This window comes from Paenibacillus eucommiae (assembly GCF_017874215.1).
In the GTDB taxonomy this organism is placed as follows: Bacteria; Bacillota; Bacilli; order Paenibacillales; family NBRC-103111; genus Paenibacillus_AI; species Paenibacillus_AI eucommiae.
Genome location: NZ_JAGGLB010000003.1, coordinates 570,255 through 585,515 on the forward strand (window position 1 = coordinate 570,255; position 15,261 = coordinate 585,515).

Annotated in this window: 16 protein-coding genes; 2 read left to right on the forward strand and 14 right to left on the reverse strand. The window is 46.1% G+C overall.

Going from position 1 to position 15,261, the window contains the following annotated elements; translation table 11 throughout:
• Window position 1: 1 nt before the first annotated feature.
• From J2Z66_RS07995 to hrpB, 14 genes are all read right to left on the reverse strand, one after another.
• Complete coding sequence (locus J2Z66_RS07995) at window positions 2–1,225, reverse strand: ABC transporter permease (protein ID WP_209970818.1); 1,224 nt, start codon at window positions 1,223–1,225, stop codon at window positions 2–4.
• Between the two features lie 51 nt (window positions 1,226–1,276).
• Complete coding sequence (locus J2Z66_RS08000) at window positions 1,277–1,987, reverse strand: ABC transporter ATP-binding protein (RefSeq protein ID WP_209970819.1); 711 nt, start codon at window positions 1,985–1,987, stop codon at window positions 1,277–1,279.
• Window positions 1,988–2,014: 27 nt separating this feature from the next.
• Window positions 2,015–2,293, reverse strand: coding sequence for a DUF1294 domain-containing protein (locus tag J2Z66_RS08005; RefSeq protein WP_209970820.1), 279 nt, complete (start codon window positions 2,291–2,293; stop codon window positions 2,015–2,017).
• Window positions 2,294–2,332: 39 nt separating this feature from the next.
• Window positions 2,333–3,115 (reverse strand): glutamate racemase, encoded by a 783-nt coding sequence (gene murI, locus J2Z66_RS08010; RefSeq protein WP_209970821.1) that lies wholly within the window; start codon window positions 3,113–3,115, stop codon window positions 2,333–2,335.
• A 52-nt stretch (window positions 3,116–3,167) separates the two neighbouring features.
• On the reverse strand, window positions 3,168–4,142 hold the full coding sequence (gene msrB / locus J2Z66_RS08015) for a peptide-methionine (R)-S-oxide reductase MsrB (protein WP_209970822.1): 975 nt from the start codon (window positions 4,140–4,142) through the stop codon (window positions 3,168–3,170).
• A 102-nt stretch (window positions 4,143–4,244) separates the two neighbouring features.
• Entirely contained in the window at window positions 4,245–5,156 is a 912-nt protein-coding gene (locus tag J2Z66_RS08020; RefSeq protein WP_209970823.1) for a DUF4871 domain-containing protein, read from the reverse strand.
• 8 nt (window positions 5,157–5,164) lie between these two features.
• A complete protein-coding gene (locus tag J2Z66_RS08025) occupies window positions 5,165–5,710 on the reverse strand; it encodes an RNA polymerase sigma factor (RefSeq protein WP_312894447.1) in 546 nt (181 codons plus the stop codon).
• A 949-nt stretch (window positions 5,711–6,659) separates the two neighbouring features.
• The gene (locus J2Z66_RS08030; RefSeq protein WP_209970824.1) at window positions 6,660–8,603 is read right to left on the reverse strand and encodes an ATP-dependent DNA helicase; all 1,944 of its coding nucleotides are present in this window, start codon (window positions 8,601–8,603) and stop codon (window positions 6,660–6,662) included.
• Window positions 8,604–8,665: 62 nt separating this feature from the next.
• Complete coding sequence (locus J2Z66_RS08035; RefSeq protein WP_376774368.1) at window positions 8,666–9,598, reverse strand: LLM class flavin-dependent oxidoreductase; 933 nt, start codon at window positions 9,596–9,598, stop codon at window positions 8,666–8,668.
• A 155-nt stretch (window positions 9,599–9,753) separates the two neighbouring features.
• Window positions 9,754–9,975, reverse strand: a complete 222-nt coding sequence (locus tag J2Z66_RS08040; protein ID WP_209970826.1) for a hypothetical protein — start codon at window positions 9,973–9,975, stop codon at window positions 9,754–9,756.
• A gap of 30 nt (window positions 9,976–10,005) precedes the next feature.
• On the reverse strand, window positions 10,006–10,275 hold the full coding sequence (locus tag J2Z66_RS08045) for a hypothetical protein (protein ID WP_209970827.1): 270 nt from the start codon (window positions 10,273–10,275) through the stop codon (window positions 10,006–10,008).
• A gap of 23 nt (window positions 10,276–10,298) precedes the next feature.
• The gene (locus J2Z66_RS08050) at window positions 10,299–10,991 is read right to left on the reverse strand and encodes a hypothetical protein (RefSeq protein WP_209970828.1); all 693 of its coding nucleotides are present in this window, start codon (window positions 10,989–10,991) and stop codon (window positions 10,299–10,301) included.
• A 104-nt stretch (window positions 10,992–11,095) separates the two neighbouring features.
• Window positions 11,096–11,395, reverse strand: a complete 300-nt coding sequence (locus J2Z66_RS08055; protein ID WP_209970829.1) for a hypothetical protein — start codon at window positions 11,393–11,395, stop codon at window positions 11,096–11,098.
• A 53-nt stretch (window positions 11,396–11,448) separates the two neighbouring features.
• Entirely contained in the window at window positions 11,449–13,983 is a 2,535-nt protein-coding gene (gene hrpB, locus J2Z66_RS08060; RefSeq protein ID WP_209970830.1) for an ATP-dependent helicase HrpB, read from the reverse strand.
• A 97-nt stretch (window positions 13,984–14,080) separates the two neighbouring features.
• On the opposite strand from hrpB, the gene J2Z66_RS08065 reads away from it, so the two are divergent.
• Both J2Z66_RS08065 and J2Z66_RS08070 read left to right on the forward strand, forming a co-directional pair.
• Window positions 14,081–14,341 carry a DUF2533 family protein gene (locus J2Z66_RS08065; protein WP_209970831.1) on the forward strand — a complete coding sequence of 87 codons (261 nt, stop codon included), beginning with the start codon at window positions 14,081–14,083 and terminating at the stop codon, window positions 14,339–14,341.
• 251 nt (window positions 14,342–14,592) lie between these two features.
• Window positions 14,593–14,757, forward strand: a complete 165-nt coding sequence (locus tag J2Z66_RS08070) for a hypothetical protein (RefSeq protein ID WP_209970832.1) — start codon at window positions 14,593–14,595, stop codon at window positions 14,755–14,757.
• The last annotated feature ends 504 nt before the right edge of the window (window positions 14,758–15,261 follow it).

The following is a 15,261-nucleotide window of genomic DNA, read 5'->3' on the forward strand; positions in this document are numbered from 1 at the left end:
TTTACCAAGGAGTTAACAGCTTGGATATGGCATAAATAACAAGTCCGCCTGCCGGAATCATCACAATAAGTCCTGACCAGGAAGAAATACTGATACCGAATGCAGCACTTATGATCAGGAAACCAGGCAAGGCCATGATAAAAACAGCTTTGACTAATGCAGACCTGCTGTCCTCTTTCTTCCAGGCAAACAATTGCACAAATTCGGAGGACAGCATCTCTTTGCCATATGTTTTCATCCAGTAGACTAGCAGAAAACCAAATGCGAGCCATAGAGCTCCCTTGATCAGGCCAGGCATGAAATGAAATGACAGAGCCCCTGCAGCGATTAGGACGAATTGCAAATAAAGCCGTATTTGGGTCCAGCTGCGAAAAAATGATTTCACAAACATTTCGGCAAGACCACTTGCTGGAGTGCGTTTACGAAAAATCAAATTGGAGTTGCTGAAAAGAAGCGGTTTTCTGCGGCGCTGCCGCGGCCTTTTTTCAATAACAGTACTTAACAATAACGCCGCAAATTTCATCTTCTGCTTCTGCTCGTGGTCCACATCATGATAAAAAGCCCCTTTGACCCTCAGACGCCGCCTGATCATCCACCCAGTTAGTAAAGCAAGGCCCATACAAGTAACCGTAAGCAGCAGTGGCTGCTTTGTACATGTAAGAACTAGGAAAACAAATAGTACGGCCATGAACAACTGAACGAAGGTAATCAACAATCCGTACCGCCATCCATTAAAGCGTACAGACAATAAATTACCAAGCAGAGCAGCACTTACACGAAAGCAGCAAATGAATACAAACAATATGACAAGCTCGAAGGAAGATAATTCATATTGCAGGAGCAGCAGCGGCGCAAGCAGCATGACAAACACCGCGCTGGCAGCACAATGAACGATTAGTGTATACATAAGGCCACGTTTCAGTAAAGCACTGAACCAGTGTACTCGCTGCAGCAAAAAAAGCTGATCTCCATCCTCAACAAACAAACGCACAGTCCCTCTTGTCGCAAGGATAAAAAGCAGGATAGCCATTACGAAGTAAGGGATATGCTCGATCCAAGGAGGAGCAGCTTGCCACCAGGTCATATAGAAGTACCCTGCGGTCAACAGTCCGGGAATAACCAAATAGAGTGCCACGGTCCAATCCACTACGGAGCGAAAATTAGCAAATTGAAATTTGTAGTAAGAAACCAAGCGTTTGTAAAAAAGCCGGTTAACGGTAAACATGTCGGATTCTCCTAGTGTTTTGCTTTCGCAAAACCGATTTCGTAAGCAAAGCTAGGTTAACGAGTGAAAACACTCGAATAAGGAGGCGTTCGGCAGCCCGCATTGTTCTCTGATTTCCGGCAAATATCCCTGTGCCACAATGCTTCCCCGATCCAGCAAAATATGACGGTCACAAATTTTTTCCGCCGTATCCAGCACATGTGTGGACATTAATACCGCTGCTCCCCGCTTCCTTTCCTGCTCCAGCAGATCAAGAAAATCCTTAATAGCCCTTGGATCAAGCCCTACAAACGGTTCATCTACCACATAGAGATCGGGTTCAATAAGAAAGCCGAGGATTAGCATAATTTTCTGCTGCATTCCTTTGGAAAAGCTTGAAGGTAAATGATGTTTCACTTCCTGCAGGCGAAACCGGGCGACAAGCTTCTCGGCTTTTTCAATAAAGACAGGACGCTCCATCTCATAAGCTGCAGCCGCAAGCTCCAGATGCTCCCACAAGGTAAGCTGGTCATATAAAATAGGCTGTTCCGGGATGTAGGCATAATTTTGCCGTTTACCTGTAAAGCTGATCTCTCCTTTAAAATCCCGCAGCAGACCCAAAATCGCCTTTATAGTCGTGCTTTTGCCTGCACCATTCGGTCCCAGCAATCCAACGAGTTCACCCTGCATCAGAGAAAAACGAATGTCATGCAGAACTACAGCCTGGTTGTCATAGCCTGCTTGTTCAATATTGACGTTTAGAATTTGCAACTTGCCCTTCATCCTTCCCTCTTAGAGCCGATCACACGCCTAGGGCTGAAGCAGCTGTCCCCATATCAGATACACACATAATGCATTTACAACAAGAAGCGTAGGCATTCCAATCACAAATGAAGTGTGCTTAGTTTTATGACGCCACACACGCATTCCGGTCCATCCGCCAAGTGCCCCGCCCAATGCTGCAAAGATAAACAAGCGCTTCTCTGGAACTCTCTGCTTCCGCCGCTTGGCCTGGCCTTTATCGAATCCCATCATAAAAAAGCTGATCAAATTAATAATGACCAAGTATGTAAGTAATGGGGTAAGCATAACGCGCCTCCTTAATGTTGTGCTTTAGCCACGCTTGCTTTAGTTAGTATTTATTGATTCATTGTACAGCTTGAAAGCTTCTCTCATCTTCTTCGTATAGCTTTCGTTATGGCCTGAACACATAAAAGTAATTTCACCGCTTCCGGCCTCATGCTGGGGAGCTTGTGCCGCCAACATTTCCTTCAGCCGCCTTACCGTCCCCTGACTTCCATCAATCAGCTTGATATGAACGGGAAGAATCTCCGACAAAATCCGCTTATAAAATGGAAAATGTGTGCATCCGAGAACGAGCGTTCCGTATTGCGAAAGATCGAAAGCGGCAAATTGTTTATTAAAATAGGTTTTAATGATTTCGCTATCGAATTGCAGCGCCTCACAGAACTCAACCAGATCAGGTAAAGGCAGCGAGTCTACGATGCTCAGATCGTCTACTCGCTGCACAAGCTCATGATATTTAGCTTCCCGAAGCGTAAGTGGCGTGGCCAGCACGAGCACTCTTTTGCCAATAGATCTGCTCATCTCAACGGCTGGTTTAACGGCTGGTTCCATACCGATAATTGGAATCTCACTATTGGCTCTAAGCTGGGATATCGCGATGCTCGTGGCTGTATTGCAGGCAATAATGATAGCCTTAATAGGTTCTTGCAGGATCATGCTGATAGAATCGTAGATATAGCCCTGCACTTCTTGCTTTGGCTTAGTACCGTAAGGAACATGAAGCGTATCTGCAAAATATAAAAAGTCTTCCTGTGGCAGCTGCCGGATCGCTTCAGTCAAAACCGTAATTCCACCGATTCCTGAATCAAAAACAGCGATTTTCATAGCATTCTTCCGTTCCTTTTTAAGCTTTAAGCTACTTGTTTAAGTAACCTTTTTAGTCAAACAGTTTGGCAAATTGTGCGTAGCCTTCCTTCTCCAAATCCTCCTTGGGCACGAAGCGCAGCGCAGCTGAATTGATGCAATAGCGCAGTCCAGTTGGAGCCGGACCATCATTAAACACATGCCCAAGATGAGAATCGGCTTCTTTGCTGCGAACCTCGATACGTCTCATCATATGGCTGTAATCCGATTTTTCCTTGACCTGCTCCTCAACCAGAGGCTTCGTAAAGCTTGGCCAGCCACAGCCTGAATCAAATTTCTCTAATGAACTGAATAACGGCTCACCTGAGACGATATCCACATATATGCCATCTTGATGATGATCCCAAAATTCATTGCGGAATGCCGGCTCTGTTCCGTTATTTTGCGTGACTTCGTACTGGATAGGTGTGAGCTTTTTTTGCAGCAGTTCTTTATTTTTACCTGATCCCCAGTGCTGATCGATAAATGAATCCCTGCCCGAGCCTTTTCTATAAAGACTGTAGCGGATTGGATGCTTTTTATTATAGCCCTGATGGTACTCCTCTGCAGGATAGAATACGCTAGCAGGAATGATCGGTGTCACAATAGGCTCATTGAAACGCCCGCTGTTCTCCAGAGCTTGCTTGGATGCTTCCGCTGTTTGTCGCTGCTCTTCACTGTGATAGAAAATCGCAGTTTGATATGAGCTTCCCCGATCATGAAACTGCCCGCCTGGATCCGTAGGATCAATCTGGCCCCAGAACAACTCAACCAGCTTGTCATAGGAGAATACATCCGGATCAAAGGTAATTTGAACAGCTTCTAAATGACCTGTTGTGTCCGAGCACACCTCCTCGTACGTTGGATTTTCCGTATGGCCGCCGGTATAACCGGATACAACCTTGATGATGCCAGGCTGCTCCTCAAAGGGAGATACCATACACCAAAAGCAGCCCCCCGCAAATGTCGCCAATTCTACTTTATGTTGACTTGATTGTATGTCGCTCATTTTTTATCCTCCTCCGAACCTGATTGCCTTCACCTCTATCATACCAAAAGCAGGGACTAAACTCCAAATGAGGATTTTCACGGGGTGCTCCAATCAAACTCACTAAGCCTTGGGCTTTACCTCAACGATGATACTGTCTATGAGCTGCTCGTCGATATAAGCCATCAGGCGCCATTTACCGCTTGTAGGCAGCATCATGCTCGTAACCACATGCCGGTCTGCTCCGTTCAGCTTATCCCCCAGCTCTGCCGCTGTAAATACCTCCACAAGCTGGTCACTCCCTTGACGAACTGCTGCTATCGTTAATTTACCTGAAAGAGCTTTGTCTGCCCCCCAAAAATGCCACATATACTTATTGCTTTGGCCGGCAATGAACCCAGAGTCGATAAAGCCTAATTTCTTTTCAATTCCTCTCATTTTATAGATTCCGGAGCTAAAAACCGGGCTAACCTCCCACACGGAATCGTTCACCTCAAGCTCCATGGACCCATAAAGAGAACCGTTCAACAACACCTCATAACGCCATAGTCCACTCAGCGGCAAGCCAAAGGTTACTGTAAAACGTTCCAGAGAGTCATACCCAGGGCTTGGTTCAGTAATGAGCTGCTCAGGCATTGCATCTACAACCGTTCCTGATTTGAGGTGAACTGCACGAATGGATAGCGATTTTCCGGCAAATTGCTCAAAATCTGCATTGAAATGAAGCATGTATCCATACGGCTTTCCAGCTGCAAGCTCCGGGTCGGGGAAAATCGTAAAGAGAAGTCCCCCTGGGGTTTTGGCACTGTTCTCCATTTTCAGCCAATTGCCTGAAACATAAAGAGCAGCGTATACGATCATGACTCCAGCGAGTACTGAAAGTAGGAGTCTAGGGATTGTCCATGGTTTAAAGAGATAAGGTTTAGAATTAGCTGCTTTTTGTTGGATTTTCTTTTTCAGCTCATCCGTAAAATGCGATTTTGTAAAAGGGGAAGCACTTAACTGACTCATCCAGTCGGGTTGATGTTCATTCATACAATGGCTCACTCTCCTTCTTTATTTTGCTGCAGCGCGGCAGATATTCGCTTGCGTGCACGGTGAAGCCTGGATTTAACTGTGCCTTCGGACAGAGTTAACAACTCGGCCATTTCTTTCGTGTTCAGCAGAAAATGAGCATTTAAAATAATGACCTCTCTATATTTTCTTGGAAGCTCCATAACTGCCGACCAAATATGGCTGGTTTCCATACGATCGAACATCACAGCCTCTGCCGAGGAAGAGGATTCATGACGAAAAGCAGGCTCCAACAGCAGCACTTTACGGATAAAGGAACTATTTAAATAATTCAACGATTTATTCCGGGTTATCGTAAGCAGCCAGCTTTTTACGGTGCAATGTCCCCTGAAGGAAAATAGCTTCTCGTAGACGGCCAGAAAAACATCCTGCGATATATCATCGGCCGCATCCCGGCACTTAGTCAGGAAGAAAGCGAAGTTCCAGACATCCTCCCCAAACTCCACCATTAAATCATGGAAAATCACATTTTTGTCTTGACTCTCCCCCAAATATTTCAAATAATGATCTTCCAAACCTTATCACCTCAAGAAATTAGACAGTTCACAGCGAAAATAGTTCCCGATTTATGCAATTTCTTTGAGAAAGATGCGTTGTGGCGTCCTTTGATGGCTTTGATGAGCGTGTTAGTGACGTTGGTGCGGAGGGAGGGAATGGCTATGGGCTCCAGCCGCTGTTAAAGATTTGTTCCCTTGAATGGTATCGATGAGGAGGTAGGAACAAATCTTTAAATGCGGACGCTACCGCTCTTCCGCCCATAGCCATTCCCTCTCTTTAGCTACAATCGCACGAAACACACGAACACCAAACCAAGCTCAAACGGACTGCCAGCAAGGATCTTTCACTTGGTTGAATGAGATTTCTTGGCGCCTGCAGGCGCTGGGGATGAAGAGCGCGCGCAACAATCAACACTGGGAAGGATCTGCTACTTTAGCGGACTTTAGCGATGTTTTTCATCGTTAAAAGCATCGTGCCCCTCCACATCCTTACTTTAACAATGAAAAACATCGTTAAAACTCCGATTATCCCCTCTGAGAGGTCCTCCCGCCTCGTTTAACGATGAAAATCATCATTAAAGTGCTGACTGACCTGGAAACATTTGTTTTAACGATCAAAAACATCGTTAAGTGAAGCTCACCCAAACGGGCTGCCAGCAGAGGTAGCTTCCTGAGAGAAGGGATCGTAGCGATAGGGACTACGGAGCAGTCCCTATCAACTTGCGGACATCAGATGCGCTATTTATGACTTTTTAGGTCTTTTTGGGATCGCTACAGACATCAGATCCCTTATTCGCCTTAGCTGGGAGGTTTAGGGCTCTTTTTCATTCAAATAGAGCATCTGATGTCCGCAAGCTTCCCTAAATAGGGAGATTTGCCACAAATAACGGCTCTCATGTCCGTAAACACCAGACATCAAAAAAAAGAGCAGTCAAAACTAATAAATAGTTTTAGACTGCTCTTGAATTTATTCGCGCCACTTCACACCCGGCGGTAATATTTCTTTCACTTTATTCGTTACAAGCTCGGACTGATGCAACTGTTCACTTAACAAGACAATAATGCCACGGTCATCCCGGGTACGAATTAGACGGCCAATGCCTTGTCTAAGGCGAAGCAGCATATAAGGCATGTCCACTTCCTCAAATGGAGAGGCAGCATCCTTACGTCTTGCCGCATACACAGGATCATTTGGTGGAAAGGGCAGTGCCCAGACGATCACGCTCGACAACGAGGGGCCAGGTACATCAAGTCCTTCCCATAAGGTTACCGCACATAAGACGCTGTGCTCATTCTGTTGGAAATCCGTGATAAGATGACTGATCTCACGGTCACCTTCGAAACCAAACTGCATACCAGCACACTCTGGGTAGTTAGAAATGGCCTGCTTGAAGGCTTTCATTTCTTCTTTTGCCGGGAAAAGCAGCAGTGCCCGCCCTTCCGTCTGCTTCAGCATACGTACAGCGTATTCGAGCTTCTCCGTAAACAAGTCAGCCGCCTGCATTCTTGGTGCATAAACCTCCATCTGCTCGCTATAATCAAATGGCGAAGGCACTGAAAAGGACAAGTATTGTTTGATGCCCAAGCTTGCGGCCATATAATCAAAGGAACCATCAATGGATAGTGTCGCTGAAGTAAAAATGATCGGCATTTTTTGCGAGAAAACCCGCTCTGCCAACACTTCCTTAACTAGCTTGGGCATAATGACCAAGGTAATTCCATCATCATCATCTGTAACCCAAGAGATCAAATTATCGGAATGCTTGTACAGATGGAGCGCAAGCTGAATCATCTCCAGATGCTCTTCCACGATACGTAACTGGTAAGGATCCAGCGTGAAAAGTGCTGCTTCAAAAATCAACTCTTCCTCAATCGTTGAAATAATATCCCGAAAACGGTTAAATTCAAAAACAAGCTCATCCGTATACAAAATTTCCTTGCGATTCGAGCCGGGTACGGACATACTCAGACGTCTTAGCATGTTAAACAGCGTGGAGCTTTGCTCTATGCCATCTTCAATCGCAACCGCTAAGGTTTCACGAACTTGACCTTTTAGCAAACGAAGAAGAATTTCCTCAAACACATCATGCTTCAGCTTATAGGTTAAAGCCTTCTGCGCTGCTGGTTCCAGTAAGTGCCCTTCGTCGAAAATAACCGTGCAGTGCTCCGGCAGCAAGGGCAGCTGCCCCTCACGCTTACGAGCCTCATAAGTCCAGACATGCTCCATATAAAAGTCATGAGAGCAAATAATAAGCTCAGTCGATTTCCGGTAATGATCCCTCGATAACGTTTGACCGCAGCGGTGCCTCCGCTCACAAATTAAACAATCCTGAAAATAGTCCCAGCCAATCTTCCCCCACTGTTCATCGTCCAACTGCGGATAGCTTTTCCGGTCGCCGTAGGGATAGAAAGACTGCATCGCCGTGTTGGAAGTGACAAAATCAGGCAGCTCATTATGAATTTGTTGAAACAGCTTCGCTTCATGGTCTTTATGCCGGGAATCTTCAAGTTTGTTGAGACAAAGGTAATTATCCATGGACTTGCCAAGCCTTGCATCGACCTGTAAGTCCAGATGCTTTGCCAGCTTGGCGATATCGCCTTCCGGCTTCACAAGCTGTTCGATTAATGATTCATCTGCACAGGCAATAATAGCCGGCTTTCCAGTATGTCTAGCGTGGCAAATCGCGTGGAGTAAATATACTAACGTTTTACCAGTTCCTACTCCGGCTTCAGCGAAAATAGTCTGCTTATCAGCAAAAGCGCGTTCTAGTTGAAATGACATATAAATTTGCTCATCTCGCACCTCAAAGCCTGCTTCAGGCAATAAGTCATAAAATACATCTGCAATCCAATCGCTAACCTGCTTGTTGAACGATTCGGAAGGATTATAAGCAAAGGGGTATCGTTGCACTTCAGTTTTGCCTCCAATTGAAAAAAGCTTTAACAATTAATAATACAGGAATATGTGTTTTTCTACAATGCCAACATCTCATTTGCCAATAGCTCATAAGATCGTATTCTTTGATTATAATCAGAAGCCATGGTCAAAATCATCAGCTCATCAATTTGGTATCTATCCTGCAGCTGCAGCAGTTGCTCTCTAATCTGCTGGGGGTTACCAATCCATACACGCTGAGCTCTCGACTGTTTATCATCACTATTGGAAGCCTCAGTTTGAAACAATAAACCTCCTTGGGCCGCGATATTCTGAGCCTCTGTCTCGGTTTCCGCACACACGACGCCTACCGCAACAATTGTTTTGGCCACGCTTCCCAGGCTTGATGACTGAAAGCTCTGACGATATATGGATAATGCCTCTGCTGCATCCTGGTCGCTCATAAATTGTCCAAAAACAAAGCCCGCTCCAAGCTGAGCCGCATATTGCGCACTTTTGCGACTTGTACCCAGCAGCCATAGCTCAGGTGCAGCAGGTGGAACAGGACGGGCTATTACCCGCTGTTCCTCCAGCTTATAGTCATGAGTAAGCAGCTCCTTTAAGGCCTGCAGCGATTCCGGAAGCTGACGAATTTGTTCAAGGAAATTATCATTCAAGGCCAAAACAGCATGCGCCGAACCACCCGGAGCCCGGCCAATTCCCAGATCAACTCTGCCAGGGTATAGTGAAGCTAACAAATGGAAGGACTCCACTACCTTCAATGGTTTATAATGCGGTAACAACACAGCACCGGAGCCGATTCGAATATGCGTGGTATAGGCACCTATATGCGCTAACAGCACCTCAGGCGCAGCACATGCCAGCTGCTCCATATCATGATGCTCAGATACCCAATAACGGAGATATCCCAATTGTTCTGCCGCTTGAGCAAGCCGGACCGATTGCTTCAGTGCTGACGAAACATCGACTCCTTGCAGAATAGGCACTAGATCAAGCACACTAAGCTTCAAAGGTTTCAAAGAAGGGATCTCCTTAAAGTAATAATGAAATATAGATGGTGGCAGCTATTGCAGCTTCTTCATTAAATGCGCTCAAATTAATTTTAAAAACCGCCATCATAATCACGTTATGCGGGCGGCTTACAAATCACATTGTATCATTAAAGCTACTCTCTTAAAGCATCACGCAGCTTGCTCGACATTTGGCTGCCCAATTTTGCCTGTGAGGCTGATCGAAGCTTGATGACTTCCTGCTTCAACCGCTCATTTTCGGCAAGTAATTGTTCCATTAAGGACAGCAGGTGGGTATCTTCCCTGTTTGCGTCCTGAAACAGCTGCTGAAGACGCAGGCGTATTTGCTCCTGATTGGACTTGATCATTTCACTCATCTTTCGGCTCCATTCGGTCAAGCATTTGGTTTACTCCTTGATAAGCTTGCTCTTGGCTGCTTCAACAAACGCATCAAACCATTCGTCATTCTCATCAATCTCTGCCTCCGCAGCAAGAATATCCTCTTCACTGCCGGATTCGTTCAAAAAGTTCAGCGCATACATCCATTCTCTTCCGTATTTGCTATGCAGTGTAATCTCATAATCATGCTTATGGTTTTCGATTTGAAAACTGACATGCCCTACGTACCCGTCCTCTTTGCTATATGTCATTCTAGCATCCAAAATAGTGTAATTCATATTCATGACCTTCTTTCGCATCTTTATCTAGTGTAATCATCCGTTTGCAGCCATGGCCAGAAAGCATTAAGGGTTACCTCCATATTACTAAGACCATTGTTAATAAAAGGCGTATGCATGCGAAAGTAATCCGCATGACCGCCAACGATCGAAACTTCCTTGACTAAAGGAGCCAGCAGCTTTGGACCTCTGCCCCGGGCTCCTGAAACTCCAGCTCTTCCAATACCGGTACGCCAGCTTCCTATACGACTAATCGGATCTTTCCACCTGCCCTGCTCGTTAATAGCCGTTACAAAGGTAACGGATTCCTTAAACTCCATGGGAACAGGAAATCTAGGTGATCCAATCTGAACTACCCGCGGCATTGGAATGCTCTCCTCAGCCATTAACAATTTAGCCGCATGAAACCCGGCGATCCCCCCGCCGCTATGGCCTATTATAATCAGATTCCCCTGCTTATAGGAGGCCTTGATGGCATCGGCTGCCCTCCTGCCTCCAATACTGCTTTGCCTACGTCCAGTTCGGGGCAGCATATCATAAGAGATTTCCCGCAGCTGTCCCCATCTGTTGATGTGCCAGTTTCCATATGGAAATAACATCTTCGCTTGGGCCTGCAAACCCATTAGCTCAAAACGCTGTGTTAAAGCTACACATAAATTTTCCAAGAAATTGGGTGCCGTCCATATTCCTGCAAGCACATAGATGTCTGCGTCCATGACTAAACCCTCTCCAAGCTTGATGCCAAAAATATAACATAAGATAGCTTCACACAACAACTCTGGATGTAATCACAGCTTGAGCATGTCCCCGCTCCCATTGTTTACAATCGAAAGCGGACAATTTGCTCCCACTGCTGCTCCCGCTGAAGCACTTCCTTCTGCCATTTGCCAATCAGATCGAAATGTGGGAAATCTGCTCTTAAATGAATATACTGTGGATCCAATCCATTGCGCTCACACCATTCCCGAAGGCGGTTTAAGTCGGAGCAGCCTACCTTAGTAACTGTGTTCAGCGCAGGAAAGCGGGCATCATACCAAAAATGTGTCAAAAAAGCGATCTCACCCTTGGCTACTTTATGTTTCCAAGCTTGCATCTCCGCTCTGGATATACCGAAAGCCATTCAATCAGCTCCTTCTACAAATGGAATATAACCCATAGATCTTTTTGGGGCTGCTAGACGCGAGGTTTAGCTCGCTGGGTCGGCGTAGCTGCAAGCGGATCATCGGGCCAGTAGTGCTTCGGATAGCGGCCTTTCAGATCCTTTTTCACTTCGAAGTAGGCATCACGCCAAAAGCTGGACAGGTCACGTGTTACCTGGACCGGTCGCTGGGCAGGTGACAGCAAGCGCAGCGTCAGTGCGACCTTTCCACCTGCAATTCTTGGTGTGTCAGCAAGTCCGAACATCTCCTGCAGGCGCACTGATAAAGCAGGCGAAGCCGGATCGCTGTAGTCAACAGGGATTCGTGATCCGCTTGGGACCGTAAGGTGTGTAGGTGCGTATGTTTCCAACTGCTGACGCTGCTGCCAGGAAAGCATCCCCTCTAGAATCATAAATAGATTCAGTTTTTGTAAATCACCACGGTTCTTTAAGCCATATAAGTGGTCCCCAAGCCATTCAGCTAGGGTATCGATGAGCGAAACTTCACTTACATCCGGCCAATCGGGACTGAATTGATGCATGAAATGCAGCCGCTCTCGCAGTTGGGTTGCTGCCCGCGTCCAAGGCAGGAGCTGAAGCCCTTCCTCACGAAGCCCATCGAACAAGGCCTGGAGGATGTCCAGCGGATCTGGATCCGGATGCGGAATTTCCTTTAAGATAAGCGCCCCCAGTCGCTGTCGCTGCCTTGCTTTAACAGATTGCATCTGTCTGTCCCATGTAATAAGGCTCTCCTCTTGCACAATTTCCTGCAAATATTTTTGCAGATCGGCTGCTTCAACCGGTGCTGCCAAATACATGCGACTTTCCAAGCCGTAATCATCCAAATCCGCTGCAACTAAGTACGGAGTATTCGATAATGGCTGCAGCTCTGTAATAACAGCTCCCCGCCCATTGCTTAACAGAAATTTACCTGTCGTTCTCCGTTGAGCAATTCTATCGGGATAAGCAAAGGCTAGCAGCAAGCCGCAAGCTGCATGATCAGGATGCGTGTCTCTGGAAATCCCAAGCTCTTTCTTCCACTGAGCAGCTTCTACTAGTATACGCCGGCATAGCGCTGTGTCTACCTGATGCTCCATATCCAGCTGTTGAGCTGAATGATCTCCTTTGGCTGCATAAGTGTGCAGCAATTCGAGTCGAGTACGTAAATCGACACTTCTGGCAGGAACCCCACCTCTGAGAAAATCTCGCTCACTTAGTAATGCTGCGAGTTCGCAAGCCATGTTTCCCAGCGCTAGCGGAACTGCTTGAAGAATCATATGTGCCAGCCGTGGATGAAGACCCATCTCGGCTATCTGTTTGCCATGTTTGGTTATCGTCCCGTCTTGATTCAGTGCTGCCAGCTGAATCAATAACGCTTGAGCTTGTAAATACGCACCTGTGGGTGGCGGATCCAACCAAGATAGTTCACTTGGGTCACATACTCCCCAAGCCGCAAGCTCAAGAACCAACGAAGCAAGATCTGCATCTTTAATTTCGGGCGTACCTCTAGGCATTAGCTGCCGGTTCCCTTGTTCTGTCCAAAGCCGATAACAGACGCCTGGTCCAAGCCTGCCTGCTCTGCCTCTTCGTTGATCTGCCGAGGCCAGCGATACAGGGACCGTCTCCAGTCGAGTCATCCCTGTGCGCGGGGAGAAACGGGGAACCCGCATAAGACCGCTGTCTATCACTACTTGTATACCTTCTACAGTAAGACTCGTTTCTGCAATAGAAGTAGCTAATACGACCTTCCGTTTACCTGCTGGTGCTGCCGCTAATGCCTGATCCTGATCACCTTGTGACAATCCGCCATGAAGTTGGGCAATAATCACCTGACTGCCCGCTTGACTACCCATTAGATTTCCTGACAATCCAGACGCAACCCGCCGGATCTCTCCGGCTCCTGGAAGGAATACAAGTAGATCTCCTTCGTTATGCTCCAAAGCTTCCACTATCGTTTTGACTACTGTAGTTTCGATGCGTTCCTGTGATTTGACAGTGAGATATTGGGTTTTAACCGGAAAGGCACGGCCTTCACTTGTCAATACACTTGCGTTTCCTAATAAAGCCGCAATTGGCTGAGCCTCCATAGTCGCGGACATAACTAATATGCGCAAATCTTCACGCAGCAAATGCTGGGCTTGATGGCAAAGAGCAAGTCCAAGGTCGGCATGTAAGCTGCGTTCATGGAATTCATCGAATATTACTAGACCAACATGCTCAAGTGCAGGATCAGCTTGAAGCAGACGCGCCAATACGCCTTCGGTTATAACCTCAATTCGGGTACCTGGACCAACGCGCGTGTCCATTCTGACTCTATAGCCCACTGTCTCTCCAACTCGTTCACCAAGCTGCTCTGCCATGTATTTGGCAGCAGCTCTGGCAGCTAACCGCCGCGGCTCAAGCAGCAAGATTATGCGGCCCTCCAGCCACTTCTCTTTAAGTAGAGCCAGAGGAACTCTTGTTGTCTTGCCTGCCCCGGGAGAAGCGATGAGTACAGCAGATGTGTTAGTATCCAAAGCCTTCATCAACTCAGGAATGATAGGCTCAATAGGCAATACATGTTGGTTCAAAAATGACACTTCCCTGCTCAACTATGATTGTATGTAGCTTTTCCCTTCTGTCGTGTATACTAGAAGAGTAAAATGTTCCAAAGGAGAGATATATGAAATGAACGTTCATGAAGCAATTACAAAACATTCAACAAACCAGCACTTGCACATCGTGAGGTTTTTGGAGCTTGATGAGCAGCGAGAGCAAGCCATCGATGCCTGTCTGGCCCAATGCCGCAGCGGACAGCCCTTCTCCGTAGCTCCAATCAATGCGGTAACCGCAGCTATTATAGAGCATGCGAAGCATGGGATTTCCCCTCTAAGATCATATGTGACCGAAGAGATGGTTAGCGATTTAGTTGCCCGCGAAAAAAACTAGGGAGCTAAACCAGACAGCCATTGCAAAAAGCCATTTACCGCGTGCAGCTCCCCAGCATGCGGACTGACTGTCTGGTCCCACTTCTCTTCTGGAGATAGAGTTACAGTGTTTATCGCCCTTCTGAAAAACTTGACCCGTTTCATTCAAACAATCGTAATAACTTGTAAGTATGAACATCAACTTAATCTGTTAAAATAACATTATGATTTATAGATTGGCATTTCCCTGGAACAAGGGCTGGAGGTTAGAGAATGGGTATTTTGACTTTTATAAGTATGCTCATAATAGGATCACTATTTAGTTTTGGAGTTCTTTTGCTGTTTAAATCCAAAGTTTTTCCGGGCATTCTGCTTTTGGTGCTTTCTGTAGTCGCCTATATTGGCTATGCAAATATCGCAAATACTTACTTTGCCTAAAAGGCAGCTGGGGAGTCGTCCTTAAAAAGACGGCTCCCTCATCATATTCCCATTTAAGTGTGCAGCGCCTACTGAGCGTGTGCTTCACTTAACGATGTTTTTGATCATTAAAGCAAGGGTTTCCGGGTCAATCAGCCACTTAACGATGTTTTTCATCGCTAAAAGAGGACGAATGGCCACTCTGGGTGAATAAAAGAGATTTTAACGATGATTTTCATCGTTAAAGTAAGGATGTGAACAGACCTTCTACTTTTAACGATGAAAAACACATTAAGCATGCATTAAAGCTCACATCGATTTACAAATAATGGATACGGAAAAATCCGGTTCAGATATTTAGGAGTATGTTATATTAATTGAATATTTTTACATTTATTTTGGCAAAAAAAGCATTACTCTCTCGAATGAAGTGTGTATTATCCATTAATTGGAATATACATTTAAAATTCCCTTACCTTACAATCATTCGTTGGGGTTCGCTATGCGCATAAACATACTCTGTTT

What these genes read in the sequence shown, in the direction of transcription:
- J2Z66_RS07995 (WP_209970818.1), bottom strand. Translation starts at nt 1,225, where the DNA reads ATGTTTACCGTTAACCGGCTTTTTTACAAACGCTTGGTTTCTTACTAC.
- J2Z66_RS08000 (WP_209970819.1), bottom strand. Translation starts at nt 1,987, where the DNA reads ATGAAGGGCAAGTTGCAAATTCTAAACGTCAATATTGAACAAGCAGGC.
- J2Z66_RS08005 (WP_209970820.1), bottom strand. Translation starts at nt 2,293, where the DNA reads ATGCTTACCCCATTACTTACATACTTGGTCATTATTAATTTGATCAGC.
- murI (WP_209970821.1), bottom strand. Translation starts at nt 3,115, where the DNA reads ATGAAAATCGCTGTTTTTGATTCAGGAATCGGTGGAATTACGGTTTTG.
- msrB (WP_209970822.1), bottom strand. Translation starts at nt 4,142, where the DNA reads ATGAGCGACATACAATCAAGTCAACATAAAGTAGAATTGGCGACATTT.
- J2Z66_RS08020 (WP_209970823.1), bottom strand. Translation starts at nt 5,156, where the DNA reads ATGAATGAACATCAACCCGACTGGATGAGTCAGTTAAGTGCTTCCCCT.
- J2Z66_RS08040 (WP_209970826.1), bottom strand. Translation starts at nt 9,975, where the DNA reads ATGAGTGAAATGATCAAGTCCAATCAGGAGCAAATACGCCTGCGTCTT.
- J2Z66_RS08045 (WP_209970827.1), bottom strand. Translation starts at nt 10,275, where the DNA reads ATGAATTACACTATTTTGGATGCTAGAATGACATATAGCAAAGAGGAC.
- J2Z66_RS08050 (WP_209970828.1), bottom strand. Translation starts at nt 10,991, where the DNA reads ATGGACGCAGACATCTATGTGCTTGCAGGAATATGGACGGCACCCAAT.
- J2Z66_RS08055 (WP_209970829.1), bottom strand. Translation starts at nt 11,395, where the DNA reads ATGGCTTTCGGTATATCCAGAGCGGAGATGCAAGCTTGGAAACATAAA.
- J2Z66_RS08065 (WP_209970831.1), top strand. Translation starts at nt 14,081, where the DNA reads ATGAACGTTCATGAAGCAATTACAAAACATTCAACAAACCAGCACTTG.
- J2Z66_RS08070 (WP_209970832.1), top strand. Translation starts at nt 14,593, where the DNA reads ATGGGTATTTTGACTTTTATAAGTATGCTCATAATAGGATCACTATTT.